Here is a 25,940-nt window from a genome sequence, read left to right on the forward strand (position 1 = left end):
GAGAGTAGCGCAGGAGTTTGGCAAGACAAAGACCTAACCAAGGAGAGCGAGGGCCGGGAAAAGTTCGAGCAGCCAATAGGCGAAGGCCGAGAAGCCGCCGGTGAGCATCATCAGCCCGATGGTCCACAAAAGCAGGCCCATGATCCGTTCGATCACATCCATATGGCGCTTCATCCAGCCGAGGAAGCCGCCCATGCGCGGCAGGAAGAGCGCCACGAGGATGAAGGGCAGACCGAGCCCCATGGCATAGACCGCCAAGAGCGCCGTGCCGCGCGGCACCGAGGCCTCGGACGCGGCGAGTGACAGGATCGCACCGAGCTGTGGGCCGATGCAGGGCGTCCAGCCAAAGGCGAAGGCGAGCCCGAGGAGATAGGCGCCAAAAGCCGAGCCGCCCCGGTCCCCGGCATCCACCCGCGCCTCGCGATTGAGGAAGGGAAGCCGCAGGATCTGCAGGAAATGCAGCCCGAAGACCATCACCGTTATGCCCGCCAAGGCATTGAAATAGCCTTGAAATTGCAAGATCATCGTGCCCGCCACCGAGGCCGCGAAGCCGAGGATCAGAAAGATCGTCGACAGCCCCATGACAAAGAAAATCGCCGGCACGACAGCCGCGTTGCGCCGCCGGTCCCCGGCCGAAAGATCGGCCAATGTGGTGCCGCTCATATAGGCCAGATAGGGCGGCACGATGGGCAGCACGCAGGGGCTCAGAAACGAAATGATCCCGGCCGCCAATGCGACAAACATGGCGGGGAGGAGGGAGGCGTCGATGAGGTCTATTCCGAACATGGGGAGAGACATACGGTATTTGCGCGGCGGCGTCATGAGACATCCGGTCACAAGTTTGTGGACAGGATGTCACGTTCCGGTTAACTGGCCGTATGAGCGACAATGACACTTTGGATGCGCGGGGGCTGCTCTGCCCCCTGCCCGTTCTCAAGCTGCGCAAGCGGTTGAAATCGCTGGAAAACGGCGCGGAGATCACCATGTTGGCGGATGATCCGGCGGCGGTGATTGACGTGCCGCATTTCTGTGCCGAGGCCGGTCATACGCTCGTCGAGAGCCAAGAGGTTAACGGCGATCTGCGCTTTGTCGTGCGTGTTGGCGGCTGATTCGAGGCGCTGAACCCCCGGAAAATGGCATGTCGGCAGGACGTCGGTATTTCGACGGTAAAGCGACGGTGCGGGTTTTGAGGGGCTGGCGGGGGTTTCCCCGGATCGCGTTTGGGGGCGCTGCCCCCCGGCCTGCGGCCTCCCCCCGGGATATTTTGAGCCAGAAGAAGCGGCAGAGTAAAGAAAGAGCCGCTGCGCATGAAAAAAGGCAGGGTCTCCCCTGCCTTTTTGCTGTTCTGTGCGGAACCTGAGCTTAGCGGCCCATGGACCACCAGCCGCGACGCTTGGGCTTGGACGGCTCTTCTGCCTGGGCCGCCTCGGGGGCCGCTGCGGGCTCGGGCGCGGCGTCGACCAGAGCGGGCTCGGGTTCGGGCTGCGGTTCGGGCTGTGCCTCGGGTTCCGGCGCGGGTGCAGGTTCCGGTGCGGGAGCCTCAGCCACCGGCTCTGGCTGTGCCTCGGGCGCTTCTGCGGCCTCGGGCGCGGCGTCGACCGGCTCTTCCTTCTTCTTGCGCGGGGCGCGCTTGCGCTTGGGCTTGGGCTTTTCTTCGGCCTCGGGCGCGTCTGCGCCGTCAGTCTCGGGTTTGGCCTCTGCCGGGGTCTCGGCCTCTGCCTCGACCTTTTTCTTGCGCGGCGCGCGTTTGCGCTTGGGCTTTTCTGCCGGCGCGAGCGCTTCGGCTTCGGCCTCTGCAGGGGCTGCCTCGGCAGTCTCTTCGACCTTGTCGGAGGTCACGTCGCCTTCGGCGGCCTCTTCGCTGTCGCTGTTGTCGCCGTTGTCGCCGTCAGAGCCGTTGTCGCCCTCGTCACCGTTGCGTTTGCCGCCCCGGCGGCGACGCCGACGGCGGCGCTTCTTGGGCTTGTCATCCTCGCCCTGGGTCTCGGCGGGCGCATCGCCGCCGGGCAGGTTGTCTTCGGCCTCCTCCTCGATCGGCTCGGCCTCGTCGATATCGGCCATGATCGAGCTGTCGACGGAGACCACAGGCGCTGTGGCCTCGGGCACCGAACGGGTGGCGGTCTTGAACTTTTCGAGGCTGAAATCGGGGCTGATCAGCGTGTGATCGCCTTCGATCCGGACCGAGAGCCCGTAGCGGGTTTCGATCTGGGCCACATGTTCGCGTTTCTGGTTCATCAGGAAGTTGGCGATGGCCACCGGGCATTTCACCAGAACTTCGCGCGAGCGGCGGCGCACGCCCTCTTCTTCGATCTGACGCAGGATCGACAGGGCGAGGTTGTCATCCGACCGGATCAGCCCGGTGCCATGGCAGGCGGCGCAGGGCTGGGTCGTGGCCTCGATCATGCCGGGGCGCAGACGCTGACGCGACATTTCCATCAGGCCAAAGCCCGAGATGCGGCTCACCTGAATGCGGGCGCGGTCGGTCTTGAGCCGGTCCTTCATCCGCTTTTCCACCGCCGCGTTGTTGCGGCGTTCATCCATGTCGATGAAGTCGATGACGATGAGACCGGCCAGATCGCGCAGGCGGAGCTGGCGGGCCACCTCGTCGGCGGCCTCGAGATTGGTCTTGAGCGCGGTTTCCTCGATCGAGCCTTCCTTGGTGGCGCGGCCCGAGTTGACGTCGATGGCGACCAGCGCCTCGGTCACGCCGATGACGATATAGCCACCGGATTTGAGCTGCACCGTCGGGTTGAACATCGCGCCGAGATAGCTTTCGACCTGATAGCGGGCGAAGAGCGGCATCGCGTCTTGGTAGTTCTTCACGTTCTTGGCGTGGGACGGCATGATCATTTTCATGAAGTCCTTGGCGATGCGGTAGCCGCGTTCGCCTTCGACCAGAACCTCGTCGATGTCGCGATTGTAAAGGTCGCGGATCGAGCGTTTGATCAGGTCGCCCTCTTCATAGATCTTGGCCGGCGCGATGGATTTGAGCGTCAGCTCGCGGATCTGTTCCCAGAGCCGTTGCAGATATTCATAATCGCGCTTGATCTCGGCCTTGGTCCGCTTGGCGCCCGCGGTGCGGACGATGAGACCGGCGCCCCGGGGCACGTCGATCTCGGAGGCGATTTCCTTGAGCTTCTTGCGGTCGGCGGCATTGGTGATCTTGCGGCTGATGCCACCGCCACGGGCGGTGTTGGGCATCAAAACGCAGTAGCGGCCCGCGAGCGAGAGGTAGGTGGTGAGCGCCGCGCCCTTGTTGCCGCGCTCTTCCTTGACGACCTGCACCAGAAGGATCTGGCGGACCTTGATGACCTCTTGGATCTTGTAGCGCTTGGGCCGCGGTTTGCGCGGCGGGCGGATGTCGGCCTCGTCATCATCATCTGCGACGGATTCGATGGCCTCGTCCTTGGAGGCGGCGGATTTGCGGCGGCTGCGGCCACGGCCCCGGGTCGAACGCCCGTTGCTGTCGTCCTCGTCGTCGCGGTCATCGCCGTCATCGTCTTCGTCGCTGTCGTCGTCGCCATTGTCGTCACGATCGTCGTCGAAGGACAGATCGTCCTCGGCGTCATCGCTGTCGTCGGCTTGCGCGTCGGACTGATCTTCGGCGCGATCTTCGGCCTCAGGGGCCGCGATGGGCGCGTCGGAATCCTGGGCCGCGTCTTGGGTCGCGTCCTGGGCCTCGTCCTGAGCGGCATTGTCTTCGGGGTCGATGGTTTCCATCCCCGAGATGCCATCGCTCACCACATCCGAGCTCTCGACCACGTCGCCATTATCGGCCTGTGCGGCCTTGGAGCGGCTGCGCGAGCGGCGGCTGCGTTTGGGTTTGCTGTCGTCCTCTTCGCGGGCTTTCAGAGCCTCGGCATAGGCGCGTTCCTCTTCGAGAAGCGCCTCGCGGTCGGCGACCGGGATCTGATAGTAATCCGGGTGGATCTCGGAAAAGGCGAGGAAACCATGGCGGTTTCCGCCATAGTCGACAAAGGCCGCCTGCAGCGACGGTTCGACCCGTGTTACCTTTGCGAGATAGATATTGCCGGCGAGTTGCCGTTTGTTTTCAGATTCAAAATCGAATTCCTCGACCTTGTTTCCGTCCACCACCACGACGCGGGTTTCTTCCGCGTGGGTGGCATCGATAAGCATTTTCTTGGCCATGTATTCCAATTGCACCGGCGCAGAACCGCGCGCCCGGGTGGGGCGGTCGCGGTTTGGGCAGGGTGTCTGTCAGGGGCGAGTGCGTGCGCGGGTGGACGGTGACCGCTGGCGGCCTCTCTCGTCCTGTTTGTCCCGTTCGCGCGTGTCATCGCGGTTCTTCTCCGGTGCCTCGTGTGGCACCCGTTCGGTCACCCGGTTCGCCAAATTCTGCGGACCTGGGCATGTATGTGACCCGGTATGTCGGGCCCAATCGGTCTGTGTCAGAAGGCCCGGCTCTGGCCGGGGGCGTCTCTGAAACAGCGAAACTCAGAAATGGGCGGAGGTCAGGCCTCTCGCGCATAGACACACACTAATGCGTTGCTGCAAGGAATTACAATGGGCAAAATGTTCCGAGCGCCTTTGGGGGCTTGGATCCGCGGGGGAATTCGGCGGCTTGCATCCCCTGCCCGGCGCAGCACTGTGCCGCCGGAGCGGCCGCGAGAATGCGCGGCGCGAAGCGGATCCTGACCTCAGGGATCAGCCGCAAGAGATCAGCCAAGGAGAGAGCATGGTCACCAGCACCGAAACCATCTGGATCGAGATGCCCGACGGGGCGCGGCTTGCCGCACGGCTCTGGCTGCCCGAGGGCGATGGGCCCTTTCCCACCATTCTCGAATATATCCCCTATCGGCGGCGCGACCGCACGCGGCTTCGCGATGAGGCGATGCATCCGCGGTTTGCGCATGCGGGCTATGCCTCGATCAGGGTCGATATGCGGGGCGCGGGCGACAGTGACGGGCTCATGCATGGCGAATATCTCGAACAGGAGATCCAGGACGGTTGCGACGTGATCGGCTGGATCCGGGGGCAGGAGTGGTCCGATGGGCAGGTCGGCATGTTCGGCAAGAGCTGGGGCGCCTATAGCGCCTACCAGGTGGCGGCGCGGCGGCCCGAGGGGCTGCGGGCGATTGCGCCGGTGATGGGGACGGATGACCGCTGGGCGGAATGCATCCATTTCTCGGGCGGTTGCCTGATGAGCGACAATTTCTGGTGGGGCGCGATCATGCAGCTGTTTAACGCGCAGCCGCCCGATCCGGCGGTCCTGGGTGACGCGTGGCGCGAGACATGGCGGGCGCGGCTCGAGGCGACGGAGTTCTGGCCGGCAGAGTGGCTCGAGCATCAGACGCGGGACGCGTTCTGGCAACATGGGTCGGTCTGCGAGAATTACGCCGATATCGAAGTCCCCGCCTATATCTTTGGCGGTTGGGCCGATGCCTATCGCAACACGCCGTTTCGGATGGCGGAACATGCCACGAGCCCGGTCAAGGTGATGATCGGGCCTTGGGGGCATCTCTATCCGCATGAGGGCGCGCCGGGACCGCAGGTGGATTTCCCGGCCGAGCTCATCCGCTGGTGGGACCATTGGATGAAGGCGCGCGACACCGGGCTGATGGATGAGCCGCCGCTGCGGCTCTACCTGCGCGAGGCCACGGCTCCGGGCGACGATCCCGACCCGCGTCCCGGCCGCTGGGTCGAAGAGCCGCGCTGGCCGAGCCCCAATGTGGCGGAGGAGATCTTTCACCTCAATCATGGCGTGCTGGGCCAGAGCCCGCATCCCGGCCCTGATATGTCGGTCACCACGCCGACGAGCTATGGCGCGTCGGGGGGCGATTTCATGTCCTTTGCCACGCCCGGCGACCTGCCCGGCGATGCAAGGCTCGATGGCGCCGGGGCGCTCGAGTTCCGCAGCGCGCCTTGCGAGGCGGCGCTCGACATTCTGGGTCAGGCGCGGCTTCGGCTGCGGGTGGCGGCGGACAAGCCGCAGGCGATGCTCGCCGCGCTTCTGGTCGACGAGGCCCCCGACGGGGCGCAGACGGTGATCGCCCGGGGCTTTGCCAATCTCATGCATCTCGACGGTCCAGAGCAGGTGACACCGCTCAGCCCCGGCACGCCGGTCGAGGCCGAGATCCTGCTTCATGCCACGGGTTATCGCCTGCCAGAGGGCCACCGGGTGCTGATCAAGCTCTCGTCCGCCTATTGGCCGATCCTTTGGCCGAGCCCCGAGCCGGTCAGGATCACCCTGACCCCCGGCCTGTCGCAGCTGTCGCTGCCGCTGCGCCAAGCGGTGGCCGACGCGCCCAGGCCGCGCGCCCTGCCCGCGCCCGACGCGCCGCCCCAGCCTGCGATGACGCAGATCCGCGAGGGCCGGATGGAGCGCGGCTGGCAGTTCGATGCGCTGAGCGGCAAGCTCATCAACCGCACTTGGATCGATGGCGGGGTGTTCGGCCCGGTGGGGCGCATCCGCATCGACGAGACCGGCACCGAGCTCGGCGATATCTCGGAACGGATCTATGAGATCGGATCAGACCCGACGAGCGCCCGCGCGGTGATGACCCAAGAGGGGCATTTCAGCCGCGACGATTGGAATGCCCGGATCGAGACCCGCGCCGAAATGTGGTGCGATGCGACGCATTTCTACATTGAGGCGGGCACGCGCTGTTTCGTCGATGATGCGCTCTTTCATGAGAAATCATGGTCGCACAAGATCCGGCGCAACGGGATGTGAGGCAGATTAACTAGACCACAAGCGGCGGGGCGCAGAGGCGCCCTGCTCCCTCCCCTCAGGTCTCGACCCTAGTAGGTCCCGGCCACGTATTTCGCGATGGCGCCGCCGCGCGAATTGACGCCGAGCTTTTGATAGATCGCCTTGAGGTAATATTTGACGGTGTTCTCGCTCAGCCCGAGCCGGGCGGATATCTGAAAATTGGTCAGCCCGTCGACCAGCAGCCCCAAAATCTCATGCTCGCGCCGCGACAGCGCGTCCGAGGTGTCATTGGTCAGCCGGCGCAGGATGTCGGTCGGCACGAGGCTATGGCCGACGACCAGCTTGCCCAGGATACGCGGCAGGCTTTCAAGGATCTGCCCCATCATGCAGACGGAATTGGCCCCGGATTTGATCGCCGCGCGGATGAAGGCAAATTCGCTCTCTTCCGCGACGACCACCACGAGCACATGGGGAAAATCCTTGTGCAGCGCCTTGAGGCTGGTGGCGAGATCGGCATCGGCCAGACGCACGCCCAGAATGACGATCACCGGGCCGCTTTCCTGACCCAGCAGACGGCGCAGCGTCTTGAGATCGGTGGCAAAGGGGCCAAGCGCCACCTCCTCCATCTGATCGACAAGCGAGCCGATCCCCTGACACACGATCACCTGCCGGTCCGCGACGATCACGCGCGACAGGGTCCGGGTCTTATCCTCGGTCATGACTTTGAGCACATCTTGCCACCTCCCCATGGCATCCCCTGAGTGTGACCAAGGAAGTGACTGAAATCAAAGTATTTTTCCGCATACCATCGTATGCCAGCCGGAAATGCCCCCGGTTTCACCCCCGCGGGTAGCGCGGCCTACCCGTTCGGGGCCGGCCGCCCGTGCCCGGCACCCGATCGCCATGCGGACGGGCGTTACCTGCCGGGGCCGCCTGCGCGAGACTGCCCCAAACCACGGAGGCGATCATGCACGGAACCCAACATCTTTTCATTCCCGGACCGACCAATATCCCGGAAAAAATTCGTCAATCCATGAACATACCTATGGAAGATATGCGCGCGCCCGATTTCCCGGAATTGGTGAACGGGCTCTTGGAGGACGTCAAGAAAGTCTATCGGATGTCCTCGGGGCGGGTCTTTGTCTTTCCCTCCTCGGGCACCGGCGCCTGGGAAAGCGCGATCACCAACACGCTCGACCGCGGTGACCGCGTCCTAATGTCGCGCTTCGGCCAGTTCTCGCTTCTTTGGGTGGATATGGCCCAGCGCATGGGGCTCGAGGTCGAGCTCTGCGAGGTGGATTGGGGCAAGGGCGTGCCGCTCGAGGCCTATCGCGCGGCGCTGGCGGCGGACAAGGATCACTCGATCAAGGCCGTCTTTGCCACCCAGAACGAGACCGCGACCGGCGTCACCTCGGATATCGAAGGCGTGCGGCGGGTGCTCGATGAGACGGGGCATCCGGCGCTTCTTTTCGTGGATGGGGTGAGCTCCATCGCCTCGATCCCCTTTGAGATGGAGAAATGGGGCGTTGATCTGGCGGTCTCTGGCTCGCAGAAAGGGTTCATGCTGCCGGCCGGGCTCGGCATTCTGGGGGTGAGCGACAAGGCGCTCGAGGTCAACCGCCGCCGCAACAAGGCGGGGATGGAGCGCTGTTACTTCAGCTTTGAGGATATGATCGCGCTCAATGACACCGGCTATTTCCCCTATACGCCCGCGACGCAGCTCTTGCGCGGCCTGCGCGCGGCGCTCGATATGCTGCTCGCCGAAGGGATGGAGCAGGTCTGGGCGCGCCACGCCTATCACGCCGAAGGGGTGCGCCGGGCGGTGGCGGCCTGGGACGGCTGTGAGCTGGTGGCGGCGGGGCCGGAATGGGCCTCGGACACGGTCTCGGCCATCTACACCCCCGAGGGCGTCGATGCGCGTGATGTGATCGCGGGCGCCTATAAGAAATATCAGACCTCGCTCGGCACCGGGCTCAACAAGCTCGCCGGTCGCGCGTTTCGGATCGGGCATCTCGGCTCGCTCAACCCGGTGATGCTCTGCGGGGCGCTGTCGGCGGCGGAGATGGCGCTCATCGATGCGGGGGCCAAGATCACCCCGGGCGCGGGCGTGGCGGCGGCGCAGGATCATTACCGGACGGGGCGCTAGGCGATGGCCGGACGCGCGAAGATCCTTGTCACCCGCGCCTGGCCCGAAGCGGTCGAGGCGCGGCTGACCGAGCTGGGGGCGGTGACGTTTCGCGCCCCCGACACGCCGATGAGTGCGGCGGAATTCATCGACGCCGCCGGGCGTTACGATGCGATCCTGCCCACCGTGTCGGATGTGATCCCACCCGAATTCTACCCCGCCGCCAAGGGGCGGCTGCGGCTCTTGGCCTCTTACGGGGTGGGCTATAACCATATCGACATCACGGCGGCGCGGGAGAATGGCATCACGGTGACCAACACGCCCGGGGTGCTCACCGATTGCACCGCCGATCTGGCGATGGGGCTCTTGCTTGCGGCGGCGCGGCGGATTGGCGAGGGCGAGCGTGAGACCCGCGCCGGACACTGGGCCGGTTGGCGGCCCACCCATATGATCGGCCGCAAGGTGAGCGGCGCGACGCTTGGCATCGTGGGCTTTGGCCGGATCGGCCAGGCGATGTCGCGGCGGGCGCATTACGGCTTTGGCATGGAGGTGGTGTTTCAGAACCGTTCCACCGTCGATCCGGAGGTGGCGCGGGCGGCGGGCAATGCCCGGCAATTGGCCAGCGTGATCGAGGTGGCGAAGGCCTGTGATTTCCTGTCGCTGCATTGTCCCGGCGGGGCCGAGACGGCGGGGCTCATCGGGGCCGAGGTGCTGGCCGCGATGAAGCCCGGCGCGATCCTCGTCAACACGGCGCGCGGCGATGTGGTGGATGAGGACGCGCTTTTCGCGGCGTTGGAGCGGGGGCATCTGGGCGGTGCCGGGCTCGATGTCTATCGCGGTGAGCCGGCGCTCGATCCACGGTTCTTGGACCATGACAGTCTCGTGCTTGCGCCGCATCTGGGCAGCGCCACCGAAGAGACCCGCGCCGCGATGGGGCATCGTGCCATCGACAATCTCGCAGCCTTCCTGGCCGGGGCGATCCCCCCCGACCGGGTGGTCTGACGGCTCTCCCAGCCCGCGTCAGACCCGCGCCGCCCCTATCCCTGTCATCTGGGGGCGGCGCAAAAGTTTCCTATCATAAACATTTGAAAAACCAAGGAAACCATGAGGTGCCCCACGGCATCCTATGGCATCCCGCAATGCGGCCCGCGGGTAGTCACCCCCTACCCGTTCGATGCCATGTCTCAACCCGGTGCGGTCCTTCTTACCCAAGGGAAAGTGTCGCGCAGGCCCTGCCCCGGCCAGACTGAGGAGGACGGCGCGCAGCCCGTGCGCCACAGGACAATGAAGGACAGACCATGAGCTACACACTCCACCCGCTGAAAAAGCAACGCCTGCAACGCTCGGAACTCGCCGTGCCCGGCTCCAACCCCGGCATGATCGAAAAGGCCGCTGACAGCGATGTGGATTACATCTTCCTCGATCTCGAAGACGCGGTCGCGCCCCCCGACAAGGTGCAGGCCCGCAAGAACATCATCGAGGCGCTCAATGACATCGACTGGAAAGCCAAGGGCAAGACCATGTCGATCCGCATCAACGGTCTCGACACCCATTACATGTATCGCGACGTGGTCGATATTCTCGAACAGGCCGGTCAGCATGTGGACACGATCCTCGTCCCCAAGGTGGGCGTGCCCGGCGATCTCTACACCGTGGAAACCATGGTGAGCCAGATCGAAGAGGCGATGAACCTGCCCCATAAGATCGGCCTTGAGGCGCTGATCGAAACCGCGCTCGGCATGGCCAATGTCGAAGCCATCGCCGCCAGCCCCGGCCGCCTCGAGGCGCTGCATTTCGGGGTGGCTGATTATGCCGCCTCGAACCGCGCCCGCACCGTGGTGATCGGCGGGCTCAACCCCGATTATCCGGGCGACCAGTGGCATTTCGCCCTGAGCCGGATGACGGTGGCCTGCCGCGCCTATGGGCTGCGCGCCATCGACGGGCCGTTCGGCGATTTCAGCGATCCCGACGCCTATGTCGCCAGCGCCAAACGCGCCGCCGCACTCGGCATCGAGGGCAAATGGGCCATCCACCCCAGTCAGATCGCGCTGGCCAATGACGTGTTCTCGCCGCCCGAGGCCGAGGTCACCCGCGCCCGCCGCATCATCGAAGAACTGCGCAAGGCCGAAGCGCAGGGCAAGGGCGCGGCCAGCCTCGACGGTAAGATGATCGACGCCGCCAGCGAGCGGATGGCCAACAACGTGCTGACAGTGGCCGATGCCATTGCAGCCAAAGGGTGAGGAGGACCCGATATGGACATTCATGAGTATCAGGCCAAGGAGCTGCTCAAGCGGTTCGGCGTGAACGTGCCGCGCGGCGGCATTGCCTATAGCCCCGAACAGGCGGTCTACCGCGCGCAGGAGCTGTCAGGCGACAAATGCGTCGTCAAGGCACAGATCCATTCCGGCGCGCGCGGCAAGGCGGGCGGTGTGCGCGTCTGTTCCAGCGACGAAGAGATCGCCGACGCCGCGAGCTGGATGCTGGGCCGCAAGCTCGTCACCCATCAGACCGGCCCGCAGGGCAAGCTCGTCGGGCGGCTCTATGTCGAAGAGGCCACGGATATCCGTCAGGAAATCTACCTCGGCTTTGTCATGGACCGCACCGAAGAGCGTGTCGTGGTCGTGGCCTCGGCCCAGGGCGGCATGGAGATCGAAGATATCTCGGCCAATGAGCCCGACAGCATCATCCGCTCGGTCGTCGACCCGGCGGTGGGGATGCAGGCCTTTCAGGCCCGCGAGATCGCCTTTCAGCTCGGGCTCGACCCGTCGCTCATCGCGCAGGCGTCGAAAACCATCACCGGCGCCTACAAGATGATGGATCAGCTCGACGCCTCGATGCTCGAGATCAACCCGCTGGTGGTCACCGGCTCGGGCGAGATCGTGGCGCTCGACTGCAAGGTGAGCTTTGACGACAACGCCCTCTTCCGCCATCCCGAAATCTCGGAGCTGCGCGACAAAAGCCAGGAAGACGCCCGCGAAACCTATGCCGGTGACCGCGGCCTCAACTATATCGGGCTCGAGGGCGAGATCGGCTGTATCGTCAACGGCGCGGGCCTCGCCATGGCGACGCTCGACATGATCAAGATGGCCGGCGGCGAGCCTGCCAACTTTCTCGACGTGGGCGGCGGCGCCAGCCCGGAACGGGTGCTGATGTCCTTCAAGGCGGTGCTCAACGATCCCAATGTCGAGGCGGTGCTGGTCAATATCTTTGCCGGGATCAACCGCTGTGACTGGATCGCCGAAGGCGTGGTGCGCGCGGTGCAAGAGCTTGACCTCAAGCTGCCGCTCGTGGTGCGCCTGTCGGGCACCAACGTCGAGGAAGGCCGCAAGATCCTCGCCGAAAGCGATCTCAACATCACCACGGCGGAAACGCTGGCCGAGGCCGCCGAAAAGGTGGTCAGCGCCTGGCGCATGGCCGAAGCCAAGAATGGGAGGGCCGCATAATGGCTATTCTGATCGACAAGAACTCCAAGGTGCTGGTGACCGGGCTCACCGGTCGCATCGGCAGCTTTCACGCGCAGGAGATGCGCGACTATGGCACCAATGTCGTGGGCGGTGTGACCCCCGGCAAGGGCGGCATGGTGCATAATGGCCTGCCGGTGTTCAACACCGTCAAGGGCGCGGTGGCCGAAACCGGCGCCGATATGGTCATCGCCTTCGTGCCGCCCCCCTTTGCCGCCGACAGTATCATGGAAGCGGCCGATGCGGGCATCCGCACCTGCATCTGCATCGCCGACGGCATCCCGACCCAGGACATGATCCGCGTCAAACGCTACATGCGCCGCTACAAGGCCGAGAACCGGATGCGGCTCATCGGGCCGAACTGCGCCGGGATCATCACCCCCGGTCAGGGCTTTGCCGGGCTGATGCCGCCGCATATCTACCTGCCGGGCCGGGTTGGCATCATCGGCCGCTCGGGCACGCTCGGCTATGAGGCGGCGAGCCAGATGAAGGCGCGCGGCATTGGCGTGAGTTCCTCCATCGGCATCGGCGGCGATCCGATCAACGGCTCGAGCTTCCGCGACATTCTCGAGCTCTTCGAGAATGATCCCGAGACCGATGCCGTGGTGCTCGTCGGCGAGATCGGCGGCCCGCAAGAGGCCGAGGCCGCGGAATATATCCGCGATCACATGACCAAGCCGGTGGCCGCCTATATCGCCGGGCTCTCGGCCCCCAAGGGCCGCCGCATGGGCCATGCCGGGGCGATCGTGTCGGCCTTTGGCGAAAGCGCGCAGGAAAAGGTCGAGATTCTCAAGGATTGCGGCGTCACCATCGTGCCGACCCCCTCGGCCTTTGGCGAAGCGGTAGAGACGATGCTGGCCGCCTGATCGGCGCGGATCCGCTCAGATTTCCGGCCCCGGATGACCTCCGGGGCCGGTTTGCGTTTGGCTGAAACATGTGTTGCCGATTTCGCGTGCAATCCACTTTGAAATGAGGAATATGCGCGCAGTTCGAAACATTGCCCAATTCTCGCCATAGTCTAACCACCCCGACGCCCCTTTTCCCGCCTATCCTGAGATGATCAGCCAAGCGCCGCCCGGGGCAGTTCGGGTGGCCTCCTACAAGGAGCAGCCCAATGGGCCAAGCAACCAAACCCACCCAAGTACAGGCACCATCCCCCCGTCCCGACACGCGTCCGCAGCCCTGCGCCCAAGCCGGCGGTCAAACCGCCAAGGACCCGCAGCACGACAGCGACGAACGCCGCAAACCGCAGGTCATCTCGCGCAAGATTTTCTCGGATTTCGCCAGCCTCTGACATCTGGTCTGAGCCCTGACCGCCGCGCTTGGCGGCGGAACAAATGGCCCCTCTCGGCGTTGCCTTCTTGGGACGCACCCAAAGATGAGAGGACAGACCATGGACCTTCTGCGCATATTGATCGCCATTCTCCTGCCGCCGCTCGGCGTGTTTTTGCAGGAAGGATTTGGCAAGCATTTCTGGCTTAACATCCTGCTGACGATTCTCGGCTATATCCCCGGCATCGTGCATGCCGTCTGGATCATCGCGAGCCGTGGCCCCCGCCACGCCTGATCGTCCCGCCTGATCGCCATGCCCGACATCACCACACCCCAAGCAGCGCCCAGCTCGCCACAGATCGACCGCGAACTTGACCGGCTCGACCGGCTGGCGCGGCAGATGGACCGCGCCTTTCGCCTGCCCTTCACGCAGATCCGCTTTGGCTGGGATGCGCTCCTGGGTCTGGTGCCGGGCATCGGCGACACGGCGGCGCTGGCGCCCTCCTTCTATATCCTTGCCCGTGCCCGACGGCTCGGCGCGCCCGGCTGGCTCTTGCTGCGGATGGCGGGCAATCTCGGCATCGACTGGGCGGTGGGGCTGATCCCGCTGGTGGGCGATCTGCTCGATGTGGGCATCAAGGCCAACACCCGCAATGTCCACCTGCTGCGGGCACATATGCAAAAGGCGGCCCCTGAGGGACCGCCTTCGATGTCGTCTGGCATGGGCCGTAAGGCTTAGCCGACCAGTTCGAGACCCGAGAAGAAGAACGCAATCTCCTGCGCTGCGGTTTCCGGGGCGTCCGAGCCGTGGACCGAGTTTTCGCCAACGGATTCGGCGAACTCGGCGCGGATCGTGCCGGGGGCTGCGTCGGCGGGGTTGGTGGCACCCATCACTTCGCGGTTCTTGGCAATCGCGCCTTCCCCCTCGAGAACCTGCACGACGACCGGCTCGGAAGCCATGAAGTCGCACAGCTCGCCATAGAACGGACGCTCGGCATGCACTTCGTAGAATTTGCCAGCCTGCGCCGGGGTCAGCTGAATGCGCTTCTGCGCGACGATGCGCAGACCGGCGTCTTCGAACTTGGCGTTGATCTTGCCGGTCAGGTTGCGTTTGGTGGCATCGGGTTTGATGATGGAGAGCGTGCGTTCAACAGCCATGAGAGCCTCTTTACATTAGGGGTTAAGCGCGGGATCAGACCCGCCGGAACGGTGTTTCGCGGCCCCGATACCACGCGCCCCCAGCTTTGAAAAGCCGCGATTGACAGTGCCTCTCTGCTGCGCCATTCCCCTGCCCATGTTGAAAATCGAGAACATCTCCTACGCGGTCGCTGGCCGCCCCCTCCTCGAAGAGGCCAGTGCCGTCATTCCCGAGGGCCACAAGGTCGGCATCGTCGGCCGCAATGGCACCGGCAAGACCACGCTGTTTCGCCTGATCCGGGGCGAATTGGCGCTCGAAGGCGGCCAGATCACCCTGCCCTCGCGCGCCCGCATCGGCGGCGTCGCCCAAGAGGTGCCGGGCAATGAGGTGTCGCTCATCGACACGGTGCTCGCCGCCGACACCGAACGCGCCGCGCTCCTGGCCGAGGCCGAAACCGCGAGCGACCCGGCGCGCATCGCCGATGTGCAGACGCGGCTGTCGGATATCGACGCCTGGGGCGCCGAGGCGCGCGCCGCCACCATCCTGCGCGGCCTGGGCTTTACGCCCGAGGAACAGCTGATGCCCTGCAGCGCCTTCTCGGGCGGCTGGCGGATGCGCGTGGCGCTGGCGGCGGTGCTCTTCTCCGCCCCCGATCTGCTGCTCCTCGACGAGCCCACCAACTATCTCGATCTCGAAGGCGCGCTCTGGCTCGAAAGCTATCTGGCGAAATACCCCCATACGGTGCTGGTGATCAGCCACGACCGCGGGCTGCTCAACCGCGCCGTCGGCGCGATCCTGCATCTCGAGGACCGCAAGCTCACCCTCTATCAGGGCGGCTATGACCGCTTTGCCGAGACCCGCGCCGCGCGGCTCGCCGTGGCCGAAGCCGAACTGCGCAAGCAAGACGCCCGCCGCGCCCATCTGCAGAGCTTTGTCGACCGCTTCCGCTACAAGGCCTCCAAGGCCAAACAGGCACAATCGCGGCTCAAGATGATCGAAAAGATGAAGGTCATCACCACCCCGCAAGAGGCCGCGCTGCGCGCCTTCAGCTTTCCCGAACCCGAAGAGCTGTCGCCGCCGATCATCAATCTCGAAAGCGCCTCGGTGGGCTATGGCGAGAAACCCGTGCTGGGCCAGATGACCCTGCGCATCGACCAGGACGACCGGATCGCGCTTCTGGGCCGCAATGGCGAGGGCAAATCGACCCTGTCGAAACTCCTGGCCGGCAAGCTCGACCCGATGGGCGGCCGGGTCACCCGCGCCACCAAGCTGCGCGTGGGCTTCTTCGCCCAGCATCAGGTCGAGGAACTGCATCTCGACGAGACCCCCATCGACCATGTGCGCCGCCTGCGCCCGACTGAGCCCATCGCCAAGCTGCGCGCCCGGCTCGGCGGTTTTGGCATCGGTGCCGAACAGGCCGAAACCGAGGTCGGGCGGCTTTCAGGCGGGCAAAAGGCCCGGCTGAGCCTGATGCTCGCCACCATCGACGCGCCGCATCTGCTGATCCTCGACGAACCGACCAACCACCTCGACATCGAGAGCCGCGAGGCGCTGGTCGAGGCGCTCACCGCCTATTCCGGCGCGGTTATCCTCGTGAGCCACGACATGCACCTGCTGAGCCTCGTCGCAGACCGGCTCTGGCTGGTCAAGGATGGCCGGGTGAAACCCTATGAGGACGATCTCGAAACCTATCGGCAGATGCTCGTCTCGCCCGAAAAATCGAGCCGCCCCAAATCCGACAAGGCCAAGGCCGCGGCCAAGCCCAAACGCCCGTCGCGCGACGCGCTGCTGGCGCTGCGCGCCGAGGTCCGCAAATGCGAATCCCGCGTCGAAAAGCTGCAGGAAATGTCGGAAAAGCTCGCCACCAAACTGGCCGACCCGGCGCTCTATGACGAGGACCGCGTCGACGAGGCCGCCGTCTGGCAGCGCAAATATTCCGAAGTCTGCGACGGGCTCGAACGGGCCGAGGCGCTCTGGATGCGGGCGCTGGAAAAGCTCGAAGCCGCCGAGGCCTGAGACCCGCTCTCTTTCTGGTCAGAAATACCCAAATCCCCCGGCCTGCACCGGGGGAAACCCTTAGCTTTTAGATATCCTCGACGTCCCAGACCCCATCGAGGCTCTTGATCGCGCCCTTGATCTGCGGATTGACGGCAAATTCCTGGCCTGCGTCCATCTCCACCTCGCCGGGCAGCCCCTGATCCACCAGACAGAACCGCACCGGACCCCGGGCGGCATTGCGCGCCGCCTCCTGCGCCCGGGCCAGCACCCGCGCCACGGTCTCGACCGCGCCGGGGCTTTCGACAAAAATCCGGAGCCCCATGGCCCCCGCATCCGCCACCACCGTGTCAATGGGCGACACCGACCGCGCCAAGAGCTTGAGCTGATCGGATTCGCTGGTGGCCTCGACCGTGACCACGACCTGCGAGCCGGTCTCCAGATAATCGCGTGACTTCTCAAGCGTTTCGGAGAACATCGTGACCTCATAGCCGCCGGTGGTATCGCTCAGCTGCACAAAGGCAAAACGGTTGCCGCGCGCCGATTTCCGCTCTTGCCGCCCGGCCACCACACCGGCGAGCTTGGCAATACAGGCCCCGCCCCGCGCCAGCATCTCGACCTCGTCGAGCGTCTTGACGTCCTTGCGCTTGAGCGCCGCCATGTAATCGTCGAGCGGATGCCCCGAGAGGTAAAACCCCACGGCGCGGAATTCTTCGGTGAGCCGCTCGGCGGGCAGCCAATCCTCGACCGGCATGATGCGCGGCTCGGGCAGATCGTCGCCCGCCTCGCCAAAGAGCGACACCTGGTTGGAATTGCGCTGCTCATGGATCGCGGCCGAGTAATTCATCAGCCCTTCGAGACTGTCAAACACCCGGCGGCGGTTGCGGTCGAGCTCGTCAAACGCCCCGGCCCGCGCCAGCATTTCCAGCGGCCGCTTGCCGATCTTCTTGAGATCCACCCGGCGGGCGAAATCATAGAGCGTGGCAAAGGGCTTGTCACCGCGCGCCTGGGTGATGAGCCGCATCGCGTCGACGCCCACGTTCTTGAGCGCGCCGAGCCCGTAATGCAGCACGCCGTCGCGCACTATGAACCGTGCCTCGGAGCGGTTGACGCAAGGCGGCAGCCAGTCGAGCCCGAGCCCCTTCTTCACCTCTTCGAAATAGACCGCCAGCTTGTCGGTGAGATGAATATCGCAATTCATCACCCCGGCCATGAATTCCACCGGGTGGTTGGCCTTGAGCCAGGCGGTCTGATAGCTCACCACCGCATAGGCGGCGGCGTGCGATTTGTTGAACCCGTAGTTGGCGAATTTCTCCAGCAGGTCAAAGACTTCGCTGGCTTTCTTCTTGTCGACGCCATTCTCGGCCGCGCCCTTTTCGAACTTGGGCCGTTCGGCGTCCATCGCCTCCTTGATCTTCTTGCCCATGGCGCGGCGCAGAAGGTCGGCGCCGCCGAGGCTATAGCCCGCCATGACCTGCGCGATCTGCATCACCTGTTCCTGATAGACGATGATGCCTTGGGTCTCTTCGAGGATATGGTCGATGAGGGGATGCACGCTCTCGCGTTCCTTGACCCCGTTCTTGACCTCGCAATAGGTCGGGATGTTCTCCATCGGACCCGGCCGATAGAGCGCCACGAGCGCCACGATATCCTCGATACAGGTGGGCTTCATCCGCTTGAGCGCGTCCATCATGCCCGAGCTTTCCACCTGGAACACCGCCACCGTCTTGGCACGGGCATAGAGCTCATAGGTCTTGGCATCGTCGAGCGGGATCTGCCCGATGTCGTCAACCGCGCCCTCGGGCGGCTCATAGAGGGTCGCGCCATCCGCCGCCTGATGCAGATGCCGCCCGCCGCCCTTGATCTGATCGATGGCGTTCTGGATCACGGTGAGGGTCTTGAGCCCGAGAAAGTCGAACTTGACGAGCCCCGCCTGCTCGACCCATTTCATGTTGAACTGCGTCGCGGGCATGTCCGAGCGCGGATCTTGATAGAGCGGCACCAGCGCGTCGAGAGGCCGGTCGCCGATCACCACGCCCGCGGCATGGGTCGAGGCGTTGCGCAGCAGCCCTTCGACCTTCATCCCGTAATTCAGCAGCCGTTCGACCACCTCTTCGCGCCGCGCCTCTTCGCGCAGCCGCTCTTCCTGCGCCAGCGCCTGTTCGATGCTCACCGGCTTGACCCCCTCGACGGGGATCATCTTCGACAGCCGGTCCACCTGCCCATAGGGCATCTGCAACACGCGGCCGATGTCGCGCACCGCGGCCTTGGACAAAAGCGCCCCAAAGGTGATGATCTGCCCGACCCGGTCGCGGCCATATTTGTCCTGCACATAGCGGATCACCTCTTCGCGGCGGTCCATGCAGAAGTCGATGTCGAAGTCGGGCATCGACACCCGTTCCGGGTTGAGGAACCGTTCAAACAGCAGGCTGTAGCGCAGCGGATCAAGGTCGGTGATGGTGAGCGCATAGGCCACCAGACTGCCCGCGCCCGAGCCCCGCCCCGGCCCCACCGGAATATCGTGATCCTTGGCCCATTGGATGAAATCGGCCACGATCAGGAAATAGCCCGGAAAGCCCATGCCCTCGATGATGCCGAGCTCGAAATCGAGCCGCTTTTGATAGTCTTCGACCGAGGCCGCATGCGGGATCACCGCGAGCCGCGCCTGCAGCCCCGCGTTGGCCATGCGGCGCAGTTCGGCCACCTCGTCATCGGCGAATTTCGGCAAGATCGGATCGCGGCGATAGCAGCCAAAGGCACAGCGTCGCGCGATCTCGACGGTATTTTCGAGCGCCTCGGGCAGATCGGCAAAAAGCGTCGCCATCTCCTGCGGCGTCTTGAGGTAATGTTCCGGCGTCAGCCGCCGCCGCGGGCCGCTTTGATCGACATAGGCGCCCTCGGCCACGCAGAGCATGGCGTCATGGGCCTCGAACATCTCTTTATTGGGGAAATAGACGTCATTGGTGGCCACCAGAGGCAGGCCCATCGCATAGGCCATCTCGACATGGCCGCGCTCGGTGAGCCGTTCGGCCTCGGGCTGGCCGTTTTCGCCGGGGTGGCGCTGCAGCTCGATATAGAGCCGGGTGGGATAGGCCTTGGCCAGCCGCGCGACCAGCGCCTCGGCCACAGGCGCGCGCCCCGCCTGCAAGAGCCGCCCGACCGGCCCATCCGGCCCGCCGGTGAGACAGATCAGCCCCTCGGCATGGCGTTCGAGCTCTTCGATGATCACATGCGGCAGCGACCCGTCGCCGCGCAAATAGAGACACGAGTTGAGCTTCATCAGGTTCTCGTAACCCGCCTCGTTCTGCGCCAGCAGGACAAGCGGCGCAATCGCCTCGTCGCCCGCCGCTTCATCATAGTGGAAATCCACCTGACAGCCCATGATCGGCTGCACCCCTGCGCCCTGCGCCGAGACGGAAAATTCGAGCGCCGCGAACATGTTGTTGCTGTCGGTCACGGCGACGGCGGGCATGTCCATATTGGCGCAAAGACCGGGCAGCTTCTTGAGGCGCATGGCGCCTTCGAGAAGCGAATATTCGGTGTGCAGGCGGAGGTGGATGAATCGGGGGGCTGTGCTCATGCCGCCAGCTTATGTGAGCCGCGCCCGCCATGCCAGAGCCAAGGCAGTGCCAAGTTGGTGCCAAGTCACTGCCAAGGCCGCGCGCCGTAGAGCTGTCCCGACAGGACGGCAAAGCCCCTCTGCACCGGGCGCGCGCCTTGCCCCATAAGAAAAACCTTATACCCAACCCAAGGATATTCTCGCTTTTTCGCGCATTGATTCTGGCTTACCCCAAGGGACAGAGAATTCTGGCCGTCGCGCCTATAGGGCTGCCTTATGCAGCCCCGGCGCCGACAGGCCCCAGCCACGGAGATTGCCAGATGGCCCCAAGGATGACACTCGAAGGGATCTACACCCCGGTCGTGACCCCGCTGCACGATGATTTCAGCGTCGATTACGACGCGCTGGCCGATGTGGTCGATCATCTGGTAGCAAGCGGCGTGCACGGGCTTATTTCCGGCGGCTCGACCGGCGAGAACTATACCCAGACCGTCGAGGAACGGCTCGAGATCGCGCGCTTTACCCAAGACCGGCTCAAGGGGCGGCTGCCGCTCTTTGTCGGCACCGGCATGATGCGCACCGAGGACAGCCTCGCCATGGCCACAGGCGCGCGTGAGATGGGCGCCGATGGCATCCTGCACGGCACGCCGCCCTATTCGGTGCCCACCGAGCACGAGAACGCGCTCAACACGCTGGCGGTGGACCGCGCCGCCGATCTGCCGATGATCCTCTACAATTATCCGGGCCGGATGGGCGTCAACATGGGCGAAGAGTTTCTCGACCGGGTCGGCCGCTCGCGCAATGTGATCGGCATCAAGGAAAGCTCCGGCGACATCAACCGCGTGCATCTTCTGGCCCGCGACTATCCTCATATTCAGCTCAGCTGTGGCATGGATGATCAGGCGCTCGAGTTCTTTGCCTGGGGCGCGCGCAGCTGGATCTGCGCCGGCTCGAACTTCCTGCCCGAGGAACATGTGTTCCTCTACGAGACCTGCGTCGTGCAGGGCGATTTCACCAAGGGCCGCCGCATCATGTCGGCGATGATGCCGCTGATGCGGGTGCTCGAACAGGGTGGCAAGTTCATCCAATGCGTCAAGCATGGCACCACTTTCATGGGCCACCCCACCGGCACCGTGCGGCCGCCCCTGCGCCCGCTCAACAAGGATGACAAGCGTCAGCTCGAACAGGTCATCCGCACCCTCAAACGCACCATTTCTGACATCAAGGCGGAGAATTGAGCCATGAGTGATCTTCTGACCCGCGAAGAATACGGCGCCATTGCCAAGGGGCTGACCCTGCCCGTCAACGCCTTTATCGACGGCAGCTTTCGCCCCGCGCGATCCGGCGCGACCTTTGAGACCGTGAACCCCGCCACCGGCGCCAAGCTCGCCGATGTGGCGGCCTGCGACACCAAGGATGTGGATTTCGCCGTCGAAAAGGCCCGCGATGCCTTTGAGGATGGCCGCTGGTCGCGGCTCCACCCCTCGGCGCGCAAGGATGTGCTCATCCGCCTGTGCAAGCTGCTCACCCGCAACGCCCATGAGCTGGCGGTGATGGAAAGCCTCGACAGCGGCAAGACCATCTATGATTGCGAAACCGTTGACATCCCCGAGACCATCCACTGCCTCAAATGGCATGCCGAGCTCATCGACAAGATCTATGATCAGGTGAGCCCCGCCTCGGACGACCATATCGCCATGGTTCTGCGCGAACCGGTGGGGGTCGTGGGCCTCGTGCTGCCGTGGAACTTCCCGCTTCTGATGCTGGCGTGGAAAATCGGCCCGGCGCTCGCGGCAGGCTGTTCGGTGGTGGTGAAACCCGCCGAGGAAACCCCGCTCACCGCGCTGCGTCTGGCGGAACTGGCGCATGAGGCGGGCGTGCCCGCCGGTGTGCTCAACATCGTGACCGGCGACGGGCCGGGCGTCGGCGAACCCCTCGGGCGGCACCCGGATGTCGATATGGTCTCTTTCACCGGCTCGACCGAAACCGGGCGTCGCTTTCTGCATTACTCCGCCGACAGCAACCTCAAGGAGGTCGTTCTCGAAATGGGCGGCAAGAACCCCTGCGTGGTGCTCGACGACGCCGAGAACCTCGACAGTGTCGCGGCCCATGTGGTCAACGGCGCCTTCTGGAACATGGGCGAAAACTGCTCGGCCTCGTCGCGGCTCATCGTGCATGCCTCGGTCAAGGACGATCTTCTCGCCCGGGTCGAGGCCCATGCCCGCGAATGGATCACCGGCGATCCGCTCGACCCGCAGGTGCGCGTCGGCGCGCTCGTGTCGCGGGCGCATTTCGACAAGGTCTGCTCTTATCTCGACGAGGTGCAAAAAGGCCGCGTGGTGATCGGCGGCACCCATTCCGGCGGTGCCTTTGTCGATCCCACCGTGGTCGAGATTTCCGGCAATGACGCGCGGCTCGCCCGCGAGGAAATCTTTGGCCCGGTCCTGTCAGTGATCACCGTCACCAGCACCGAAGAGGCGATCAGCATCGCCAATGACACGCCCTATGGGCTGGCGGCCTCGGTGTTTTCGGCCAATGGCAAACGCGCGATCCGCGCCGCTCGCGCCATCAAGGCGGGGACCGTCACCGTCAACAGCTTTGGCGAGGGCGACATCACCACGCCCTTTGGCGGGTACAAGCACTCGGGCTTTGGCGGCCGCGACAATGGCATCCACGCCCATGACCAATACACCCAGCTCAAGACCATCTGGATCGACCTGTCGGATGACAGCGACGATCAGATCGGCTGAGCCATCGAGGCCAGACCCATGACCAAGCTTCATGCCCGCCGCCTGCCCCGTCACACCGGGCGGGCGGCCTGGAACGCCATTTTGCCCGAGGCGCCGCCGCCCACGACCCTGACCGAGGATCGCTCCGCCGATGTGACCATCGTCGGCGCGGGCTTTGCCGGGCTCTCGGCGGCGCGGCGGCTGCATCAGATCGACCCGGGGTTGCGGATCGCCGTGCTCGACGCGGGCCGCGTCGGCGAAGGGGCCGCCGGGCGCAACTCGGGCTTTATGATCGACCTGCCCCATGACCTGCAATCCGACGATTACGCGGGCCATGCGGCGGACAACGACCGGATCATGACCGGGTTCAACCGCGCCGCCATCGCCTTTGCCGCGCAGGCCGTCGCCGACTATGGCATCGCCCCCGCCTATTTCGATCCGGTGGGCAAGGTCAACGGCGCGGCGGGCGACGGCGCCCATGCCCAGAACCTGAGCTACGCCCGCCATCTCGAGGCGCTGGGCGAGCCCTGTGAGATGCTCGATGCGCAGGCGATGCAAGAGCTCACCGGCTCCTCCTATTACCAATCCGGGCTCTACACGCCGGGCACCGCGATCTTGCAGCCGGCGGGCTATATCCGGGGGCTCGCCGCCGGTCTCGCCGCGGGCGGCGTGGCGATCTATGAGGAAAGCCCCGTCACCGATATGAGCCGGAATGGCTCTCACTGGACGGTGACCGCCAAGGGGCATCGTATCACCTCGGGCTGCGTGATCCTGTGCACCAATGGCCATCTGGAAAGCTTTGGCTTTGCCAAGAAACGCCTCCTGCATGTGATGCTTTTTGCCTCGATGACCGAAGACCTCTCGCCCGAGGCGCTCACCGCGCTCGGCGGGCGACCGCGCTGGGGCATCACGCCCTCGGACCCGATGGGCACCACGATGCGCCGCATCGACACGACCCAGGGCGGCAACCGGATCATCACGAGGTCTTGCACCGAGTTTCGCCCCGGCATGGAGCCGAGCCGCGCAGGCCTCGCCCGCGCCACCCGCGTCATGGCCCGCAAATTCGCCGACCGCTTCCCACAACTGGGCGGCGTCAAACAGCAATATATCTGGGCCGGGCACCTCTGCCTGAGCCTCAATGGCGTCTCGGTCACCGGGCGGCTCGAGGATGGGCTGTTTTCGGCCTGCGTGCAAAACGGGCTCGGCACCGCGCGCGGCACGCTCACCGGCATCGCCGCCGCCGAGGCCGCGCTTGGCCATCACAGCGACATCAGCGCCCATTTCACCGCAGAGCCCGCGCCGAAACGCCTGCCGCCCGAGCCCTTTGCCACGCTCGGCGCCAATATGGTGCTGCGGCTGCGCGAACATCGCGCCCGTATCGAATGAAAGTGGAGTAACGCGGATCAGGCCCAAACTTAGGCCCAATCAGGCCGGGTATTTATGCGCCGAGATGAACTGCCAGATGTCGCGGTTGATCTCGGCCAGCGCATCGAGCGCGGCGCGGATCTCATCGAGCGCCGCCTCGTCGAGCGGCGTGTCCTGCCCCATCAGCAGCCGGTCCTTGCGGTCGGCAATGCGCATCTGGATGGTGCGCGGATGCTGCCCGTCGGGATCAAAGGCATAGATGCAGTGATTGTAGCGGTTGCGCAGCGCCGAATGGCGCTGAATGCGGCCGGTGAGGCCGAGAATGGCCTTGCGCTCGGCGGCATCGACCCGGTCGAGCTTGGACAGCCGTTCCACCAGGTCGATCCGCGCCCGTGTCGTGTTGAGCGTCAGAAAGGTGACGGTGGCGATTTCCTTATCGGTGCCCGAAAGCCCGGCGATCAGATGGATCAGCAGGCTTTCGGTATTGGTCCAGGCATAATTGAGCCGCCCGACGAGCAGGAGCACCGTATCGAAATCGATCCGCCCCCCCGCCGTCATCACTGCACGCGCGCGGATTGCTGCTGTTCCAGAAAACAGATCGTCGCCTCGGTCCGGTTATGCACTCCGAGCTTGGCGATCACATGGTGCATATGCAGCTTGACCGTATGCACCGACAGGCCGAGCTTGTCGGCGATGATCTTGTTCTGATTGCCCTGCGCGGCACAGCTCAGCACTTCGAATTCGCGATCGGTCAGCCGATCGAAGAGCCGGTCGGGCATCGCGGGCTTGGCAGGCTCTGGCGCGGGTGCCGCCTGTTCGATCAGCTCGCGCGGCATATAGCTTTCGCCACAGAGCAGCAGCCGCAGCACCGACACCCAGCGGTCGATCTCGAGGTTCATCGGCAGATAGCCGAGCTGCGCGCCAAGCCCATCGGCCTCGGCCGCATCCGCCACCTGCCGTGCGGCCGGCACATCGCGATAGCCCAGCGCCACCATCGCGCCGTTGAACCCCTCGCAGATCTTGCCCAACTGCGCGAGCAGCTCTTTCGACTGGCTTTGATGGACAATGATCGCGCGCAGGTTATGGCGCCCGTTCTTGTCGAAAAACCCGAGGTCGTTGATATGGGAAATGCGCTGGAACTCGCAGCAGGGAAACTCTTCGCTCGCCAGCCGGAGCACATGGTCGGAAAAATCATGCGCGGTGCCGACAAACAGGCAGATCACTTTGGTCTTATCCAGGTTTGCTTCATCAATCATAGGCTCTCATCCCCTAGCCTTGAGCGCAAATAGGATCGGCCGGACAGGCCGCGCGCTCTCGTGTTGAAAAACTCTCTCGAGGCCGGTTTGAAAGACCCCGTCCAAACAATGGTCACTCTTACCTTTGAGCCCAAAAATACGGCGGGCCATGGCTGAAAAATCACCCGAAATACGGTGAAGCCATTAATTAGTATTAACACATTTTAGCCTAATTGTCCGCTTGTTTATTGGGCATTGGGCGTAGGGCGGGTCAAATTGGGCAAAGGTTGGACCGGCCCTCTCGCGCCTTGGGCGATGGCGATTTTGTCAACTCAACCCTGACGTTACGCGCCCTCGCCCCGCCTGCCACCGCCCGGCGACCGCATTC

General features: G+C 64.6%; 21 protein-coding genes. 14 read left to right on the forward strand and 7 right to left on the reverse strand.

The window, feature by feature from the left end:
- Positions 1-33: 33 nt before the first annotated feature.
- Complete coding sequence (locus tag ISM_RS16815; protein WP_040618635.1) at positions 34-786, reverse strand: cytochrome c biogenesis CcdA family protein; 753 nt, start codon at positions 784-786, stop codon at positions 34-36.
- 92 nt (positions 787-878) lie between these two features.
- On the opposite strand from ISM_RS16815, the gene ISM_RS16820 reads away from it, so the two are divergent.
- A complete protein-coding gene (locus ISM_RS16820; protein WP_009815406.1) occupies positions 879-1,109 on the forward strand; it encodes a sulfurtransferase TusA family protein in 231 nt (76 codons plus the stop codon).
- Positions 1,110-1,362: 253 nt separating this feature from the next.
- Here the strand turns inward: ISM_RS16820 and ISM_RS16825 are convergent, their stop codons facing one another.
- Positions 1,363-4,149: an Rne/Rng family ribonuclease gene (locus ISM_RS16825; protein WP_009815407.1), complete on the reverse strand. Its 2,787-nt coding sequence runs from the start codon at positions 4,147-4,149 to the stop codon at positions 1,363-1,365.
- 547 nt (positions 4,150-4,696) lie between these two features.
- Between ISM_RS16825 and ISM_RS16830 the strand changes: the two genes are divergently transcribed.
- A complete protein-coding gene (locus ISM_RS16830) occupies positions 4,697-6,694 on the forward strand; it encodes a CocE/NonD family hydrolase (protein WP_009815408.1) in 1,998 nt (665 codons plus the stop codon).
- 68 nt (positions 6,695-6,762) lie between these two features.
- Here ISM_RS16830 and ISM_RS16835 read toward each other — a convergent pair whose 3' ends face one another.
- Positions 6,763-7,422 carry a helix-turn-helix transcriptional regulator gene (locus ISM_RS16835; RefSeq protein ID WP_009815409.1) on the reverse strand — a complete coding sequence of 220 codons (660 nt, stop codon included), beginning with the start codon at positions 7,420-7,422 and terminating at the stop codon, positions 6,763-6,765.
- 218 nt (positions 7,423-7,640) lie between these two features.
- Here ISM_RS16835 and ISM_RS16840 point away from each other — a divergent pair, with 218 nt between their 5' ends.
- The 8 genes from ISM_RS16840 (at position 7,641) to ISM_RS16870 (ending at position 14,270) form a co-directional block, all read left to right on the forward strand.
- Positions 7,641-8,819, forward strand: coding sequence for a pyridoxal-phosphate-dependent aminotransferase family protein (locus ISM_RS16840; RefSeq protein ID WP_040618186.1), 1,179 nt, complete (start codon positions 7,641-7,643; stop codon positions 8,817-8,819).
- A 3-nt stretch (positions 8,820-8,822) separates the two neighbouring features.
- Entirely contained in the window at positions 8,823-9,800 is a 978-nt protein-coding gene (locus tag ISM_RS16845) for a 2-hydroxyacid dehydrogenase (protein WP_009815411.1), read from the forward strand.
- Positions 9,801-10,096: 296 nt separating this feature from the next.
- A complete protein-coding gene (locus ISM_RS16850; protein ID WP_009815412.1) occupies positions 10,097-11,038 on the forward strand; it encodes an HpcH/HpaI aldolase/citrate lyase family protein in 942 nt (313 codons plus the stop codon).
- Positions 11,039-11,050: 12 nt separating this feature from the next.
- Entirely contained in the window at positions 11,051-12,241 is a 1,191-nt protein-coding gene (locus tag ISM_RS16855; protein ID WP_009815413.1) for a malate--CoA ligase subunit beta, read from the forward strand.
- Positions 12,241-13,125, forward strand: a complete 885-nt coding sequence (sucD, locus tag ISM_RS16860; protein ID WP_009815414.1) for a succinate--CoA ligase subunit alpha — start codon at positions 12,241-12,243, stop codon at positions 13,123-13,125. Before ISM_RS16855 ends, sucD begins: the two co-directional genes overlap by 1 nt.
- A gap of 248 nt (positions 13,126-13,373) precedes the next feature.
- Positions 13,374-13,553, forward strand: a complete 180-nt coding sequence (locus ISM_RS18335) for a hypothetical protein (RefSeq protein ID WP_156783429.1) — start codon at positions 13,374-13,376, stop codon at positions 13,551-13,553.
- A 99-nt stretch (positions 13,554-13,652) separates the two neighbouring features.
- Positions 13,653-13,826, forward strand: a complete 174-nt coding sequence (locus ISM_RS18060) for a YqaE/Pmp3 family membrane protein (RefSeq protein ID WP_009815415.1) — start codon at positions 13,653-13,655, stop codon at positions 13,824-13,826.
- An 18-nt stretch (positions 13,827-13,844) separates the two neighbouring features.
- Positions 13,845-14,270 (forward strand): DUF4112 domain-containing protein, encoded by a 426-nt coding sequence (locus ISM_RS16870; RefSeq protein WP_009815416.1) that lies wholly within the window; start codon positions 13,845-13,847, stop codon positions 14,268-14,270.
- On the opposite strand, the gene ndk is transcribed toward ISM_RS16870, so the two are convergent.
- A complete protein-coding gene (gene ndk / locus ISM_RS16875; RefSeq protein ID WP_009815417.1) occupies positions 14,267-14,689 on the reverse strand; it encodes a nucleoside-diphosphate kinase in 423 nt (140 codons plus the stop codon). The genes ISM_RS16870 and ndk overlap by 4 nt on opposite strands.
- A gap of 136 nt (positions 14,690-14,825) precedes the next feature.
- On the opposite strand from ndk, the gene ISM_RS16880 reads away from it, so the two are divergent.
- Positions 14,826-16,685: an ABC-F family ATP-binding cassette domain-containing protein gene (locus ISM_RS16880; RefSeq protein WP_009815418.1), complete on the forward strand. Its 1,860-nt coding sequence runs from the start codon at positions 14,826-14,828 to the stop codon at positions 16,683-16,685.
- Positions 16,686-16,752: 67 nt separating this feature from the next.
- Here ISM_RS16880 and dnaE read toward each other — a convergent pair whose 3' ends face one another.
- Positions 16,753-20,244 (reverse strand): DNA polymerase III subunit alpha, encoded by a 3,492-nt coding sequence (gene dnaE, locus ISM_RS16885; protein ID WP_009815419.1) that lies wholly within the window; start codon positions 20,242-20,244, stop codon positions 16,753-16,755.
- Positions 20,245-20,555: 311 nt separating this feature from the next.
- Between dnaE and ISM_RS16890 the strand changes: the two genes are divergently transcribed.
- From ISM_RS16890 to ISM_RS16900, 3 genes are read left to right on the forward strand one after another with little or no spacing between them, the layout of a single operon-like run.
- A complete protein-coding gene (locus ISM_RS16890; RefSeq protein ID WP_009815420.1) occupies positions 20,556-21,461 on the forward strand; it encodes a dihydrodipicolinate synthase family protein in 906 nt (301 codons plus the stop codon).
- A gap of 3 nt (positions 21,462-21,464) precedes the next feature.
- Positions 21,465-22,973, forward strand: a complete 1,509-nt coding sequence (locus ISM_RS16895; RefSeq protein WP_009815421.1) for an aldehyde dehydrogenase — start codon at positions 21,465-21,467, stop codon at positions 22,971-22,973.
- 18 nt (positions 22,974-22,991) lie between these two features.
- Positions 22,992-24,338, forward strand: a complete 1,347-nt coding sequence (locus ISM_RS16900) for an NAD(P)/FAD-dependent oxidoreductase (RefSeq protein ID WP_009815422.1) — start codon at positions 22,992-22,994, stop codon at positions 24,336-24,338.
- Positions 24,339-24,377: 39 nt separating this feature from the next.
- Here ISM_RS16900 and ISM_RS16905 read toward each other — a convergent pair whose 3' ends face one another.
- Together ISM_RS16905 and ISM_RS18550 are read right to left on the reverse strand one after the other, a co-directional pair.
- Positions 24,378-24,875 carry a hypothetical protein gene (locus ISM_RS16905; protein WP_009815423.1) on the reverse strand — a complete coding sequence of 166 codons (498 nt, stop codon included), beginning with the start codon at positions 24,873-24,875 and terminating at the stop codon, positions 24,378-24,380.
- The gene (locus ISM_RS18550; protein ID WP_009815424.1) at positions 24,875-25,573 is read right to left on the reverse strand and encodes a response regulator transcription factor; all 699 of its coding nucleotides are present in this window, start codon (positions 25,571-25,573) and stop codon (positions 24,875-24,877) included. The genes ISM_RS16905 and ISM_RS18550 overlap by 1 nt, the downstream gene beginning before the upstream one ends.
- Positions 25,574-25,940 lie beyond the last annotated feature (367 nt).

The sequence above is a fragment of the Roseovarius nubinhibens ISM genome (assembly GCF_000152625.1).
In the GTDB taxonomy this organism is placed as follows: Bacteria; Pseudomonadota; Alphaproteobacteria; order Rhodobacterales; family Rhodobacteraceae; genus Roseovarius; species Roseovarius nubinhibens.

Excerpts from the sequence above, each read along its gene's own strand:
- ISM_RS16815 (WP_040618635.1), bottom strand. The coding sequence starts at position 786 with ATGTTCGGAATAGACCTCATCGACGCCTCCCTCCTCCCCGCCATGTTT.
- ISM_RS16820 (WP_009815406.1), top strand. The coding sequence starts at position 879 with ATGAGCGACAATGACACTTTGGATGCGCGGGGGCTGCTCTGCCCCCTG.
- ISM_RS16825 (WP_009815407.1), bottom strand. The coding sequence starts at position 4,149 with ATGGCCAAGAAAATGCTTATCGATGCCACCCACGCGGAAGAAACCCGC.
- ISM_RS16830 (WP_009815408.1), top strand. The coding sequence starts at position 4,697 with ATGGTCACCAGCACCGAAACCATCTGGATCGAGATGCCCGACGGGGCG.
- ISM_RS16835 (WP_009815409.1), bottom strand. The coding sequence starts at position 7,422 with ATGGGGAGGTGGCAAGATGTGCTCAAAGTCATGACCGAGGATAAGACC.
- ISM_RS16840 (WP_040618186.1), top strand. The coding sequence starts at position 7,641 with ATGCACGGAACCCAACATCTTTTCATTCCCGGACCGACCAATATCCCG.
- ISM_RS16845 (WP_009815411.1), top strand. The coding sequence starts at position 8,823 with ATGGCCGGACGCGCGAAGATCCTTGTCACCCGCGCCTGGCCCGAAGCG.
- ISM_RS16850 (WP_009815412.1), top strand. The coding sequence starts at position 10,097 with ATGAGCTACACACTCCACCCGCTGAAAAAGCAACGCCTGCAACGCTCG.
- ISM_RS16855 (WP_009815413.1), top strand. The coding sequence starts at position 11,051 with ATGGACATTCATGAGTATCAGGCCAAGGAGCTGCTCAAGCGGTTCGGC.
- sucD (WP_009815414.1), top strand. The coding sequence starts at position 12,241 with ATGGCTATTCTGATCGACAAGAACTCCAAGGTGCTGGTGACCGGGCTC.
- ISM_RS18335 (WP_156783429.1), top strand. The coding sequence starts at position 13,374 with ATGGGCCAAGCAACCAAACCCACCCAAGTACAGGCACCATCCCCCCGT.
- ISM_RS18060 (WP_009815415.1), top strand. The coding sequence starts at position 13,653 with ATGGACCTTCTGCGCATATTGATCGCCATTCTCCTGCCGCCGCTCGGC.
- ISM_RS16870 (WP_009815416.1), top strand. The coding sequence starts at position 13,845 with ATGCCCGACATCACCACACCCCAAGCAGCGCCCAGCTCGCCACAGATC.
- ndk (WP_009815417.1), bottom strand. The coding sequence starts at position 14,689 with ATGGCTGTTGAACGCACGCTCTCCATCATCAAACCCGATGCCACCAAA.
- ISM_RS16880 (WP_009815418.1), top strand. The coding sequence starts at position 14,826 with ATGTTGAAAATCGAGAACATCTCCTACGCGGTCGCTGGCCGCCCCCTC.
- dnaE (WP_009815419.1), bottom strand. The coding sequence starts at position 20,244 with ATGAGCACAGCCCCCCGATTCATCCACCTCCGCCTGCACACCGAATAT.
- ISM_RS16890 (WP_009815420.1), top strand. The coding sequence starts at position 20,556 with ATGACACTCGAAGGGATCTACACCCCGGTCGTGACCCCGCTGCACGAT.
- ISM_RS16895 (WP_009815421.1), top strand. The coding sequence starts at position 21,465 with ATGAGTGATCTTCTGACCCGCGAAGAATACGGCGCCATTGCCAAGGGG.
- ISM_RS16900 (WP_009815422.1), top strand. The coding sequence starts at position 22,992 with ATGACCAAGCTTCATGCCCGCCGCCTGCCCCGTCACACCGGGCGGGCG.
- ISM_RS16905 (WP_009815423.1), bottom strand. The coding sequence starts at position 24,875 with ATGACGGCGGGGGGGCGGATCGATTTCGATACGGTGCTCCTGCTCGTC.
- ISM_RS18550 (WP_009815424.1), bottom strand. The coding sequence starts at position 25,573 with ATGATTGATGAAGCAAACCTGGATAAGACCAAAGTGATCTGCCTGTTT.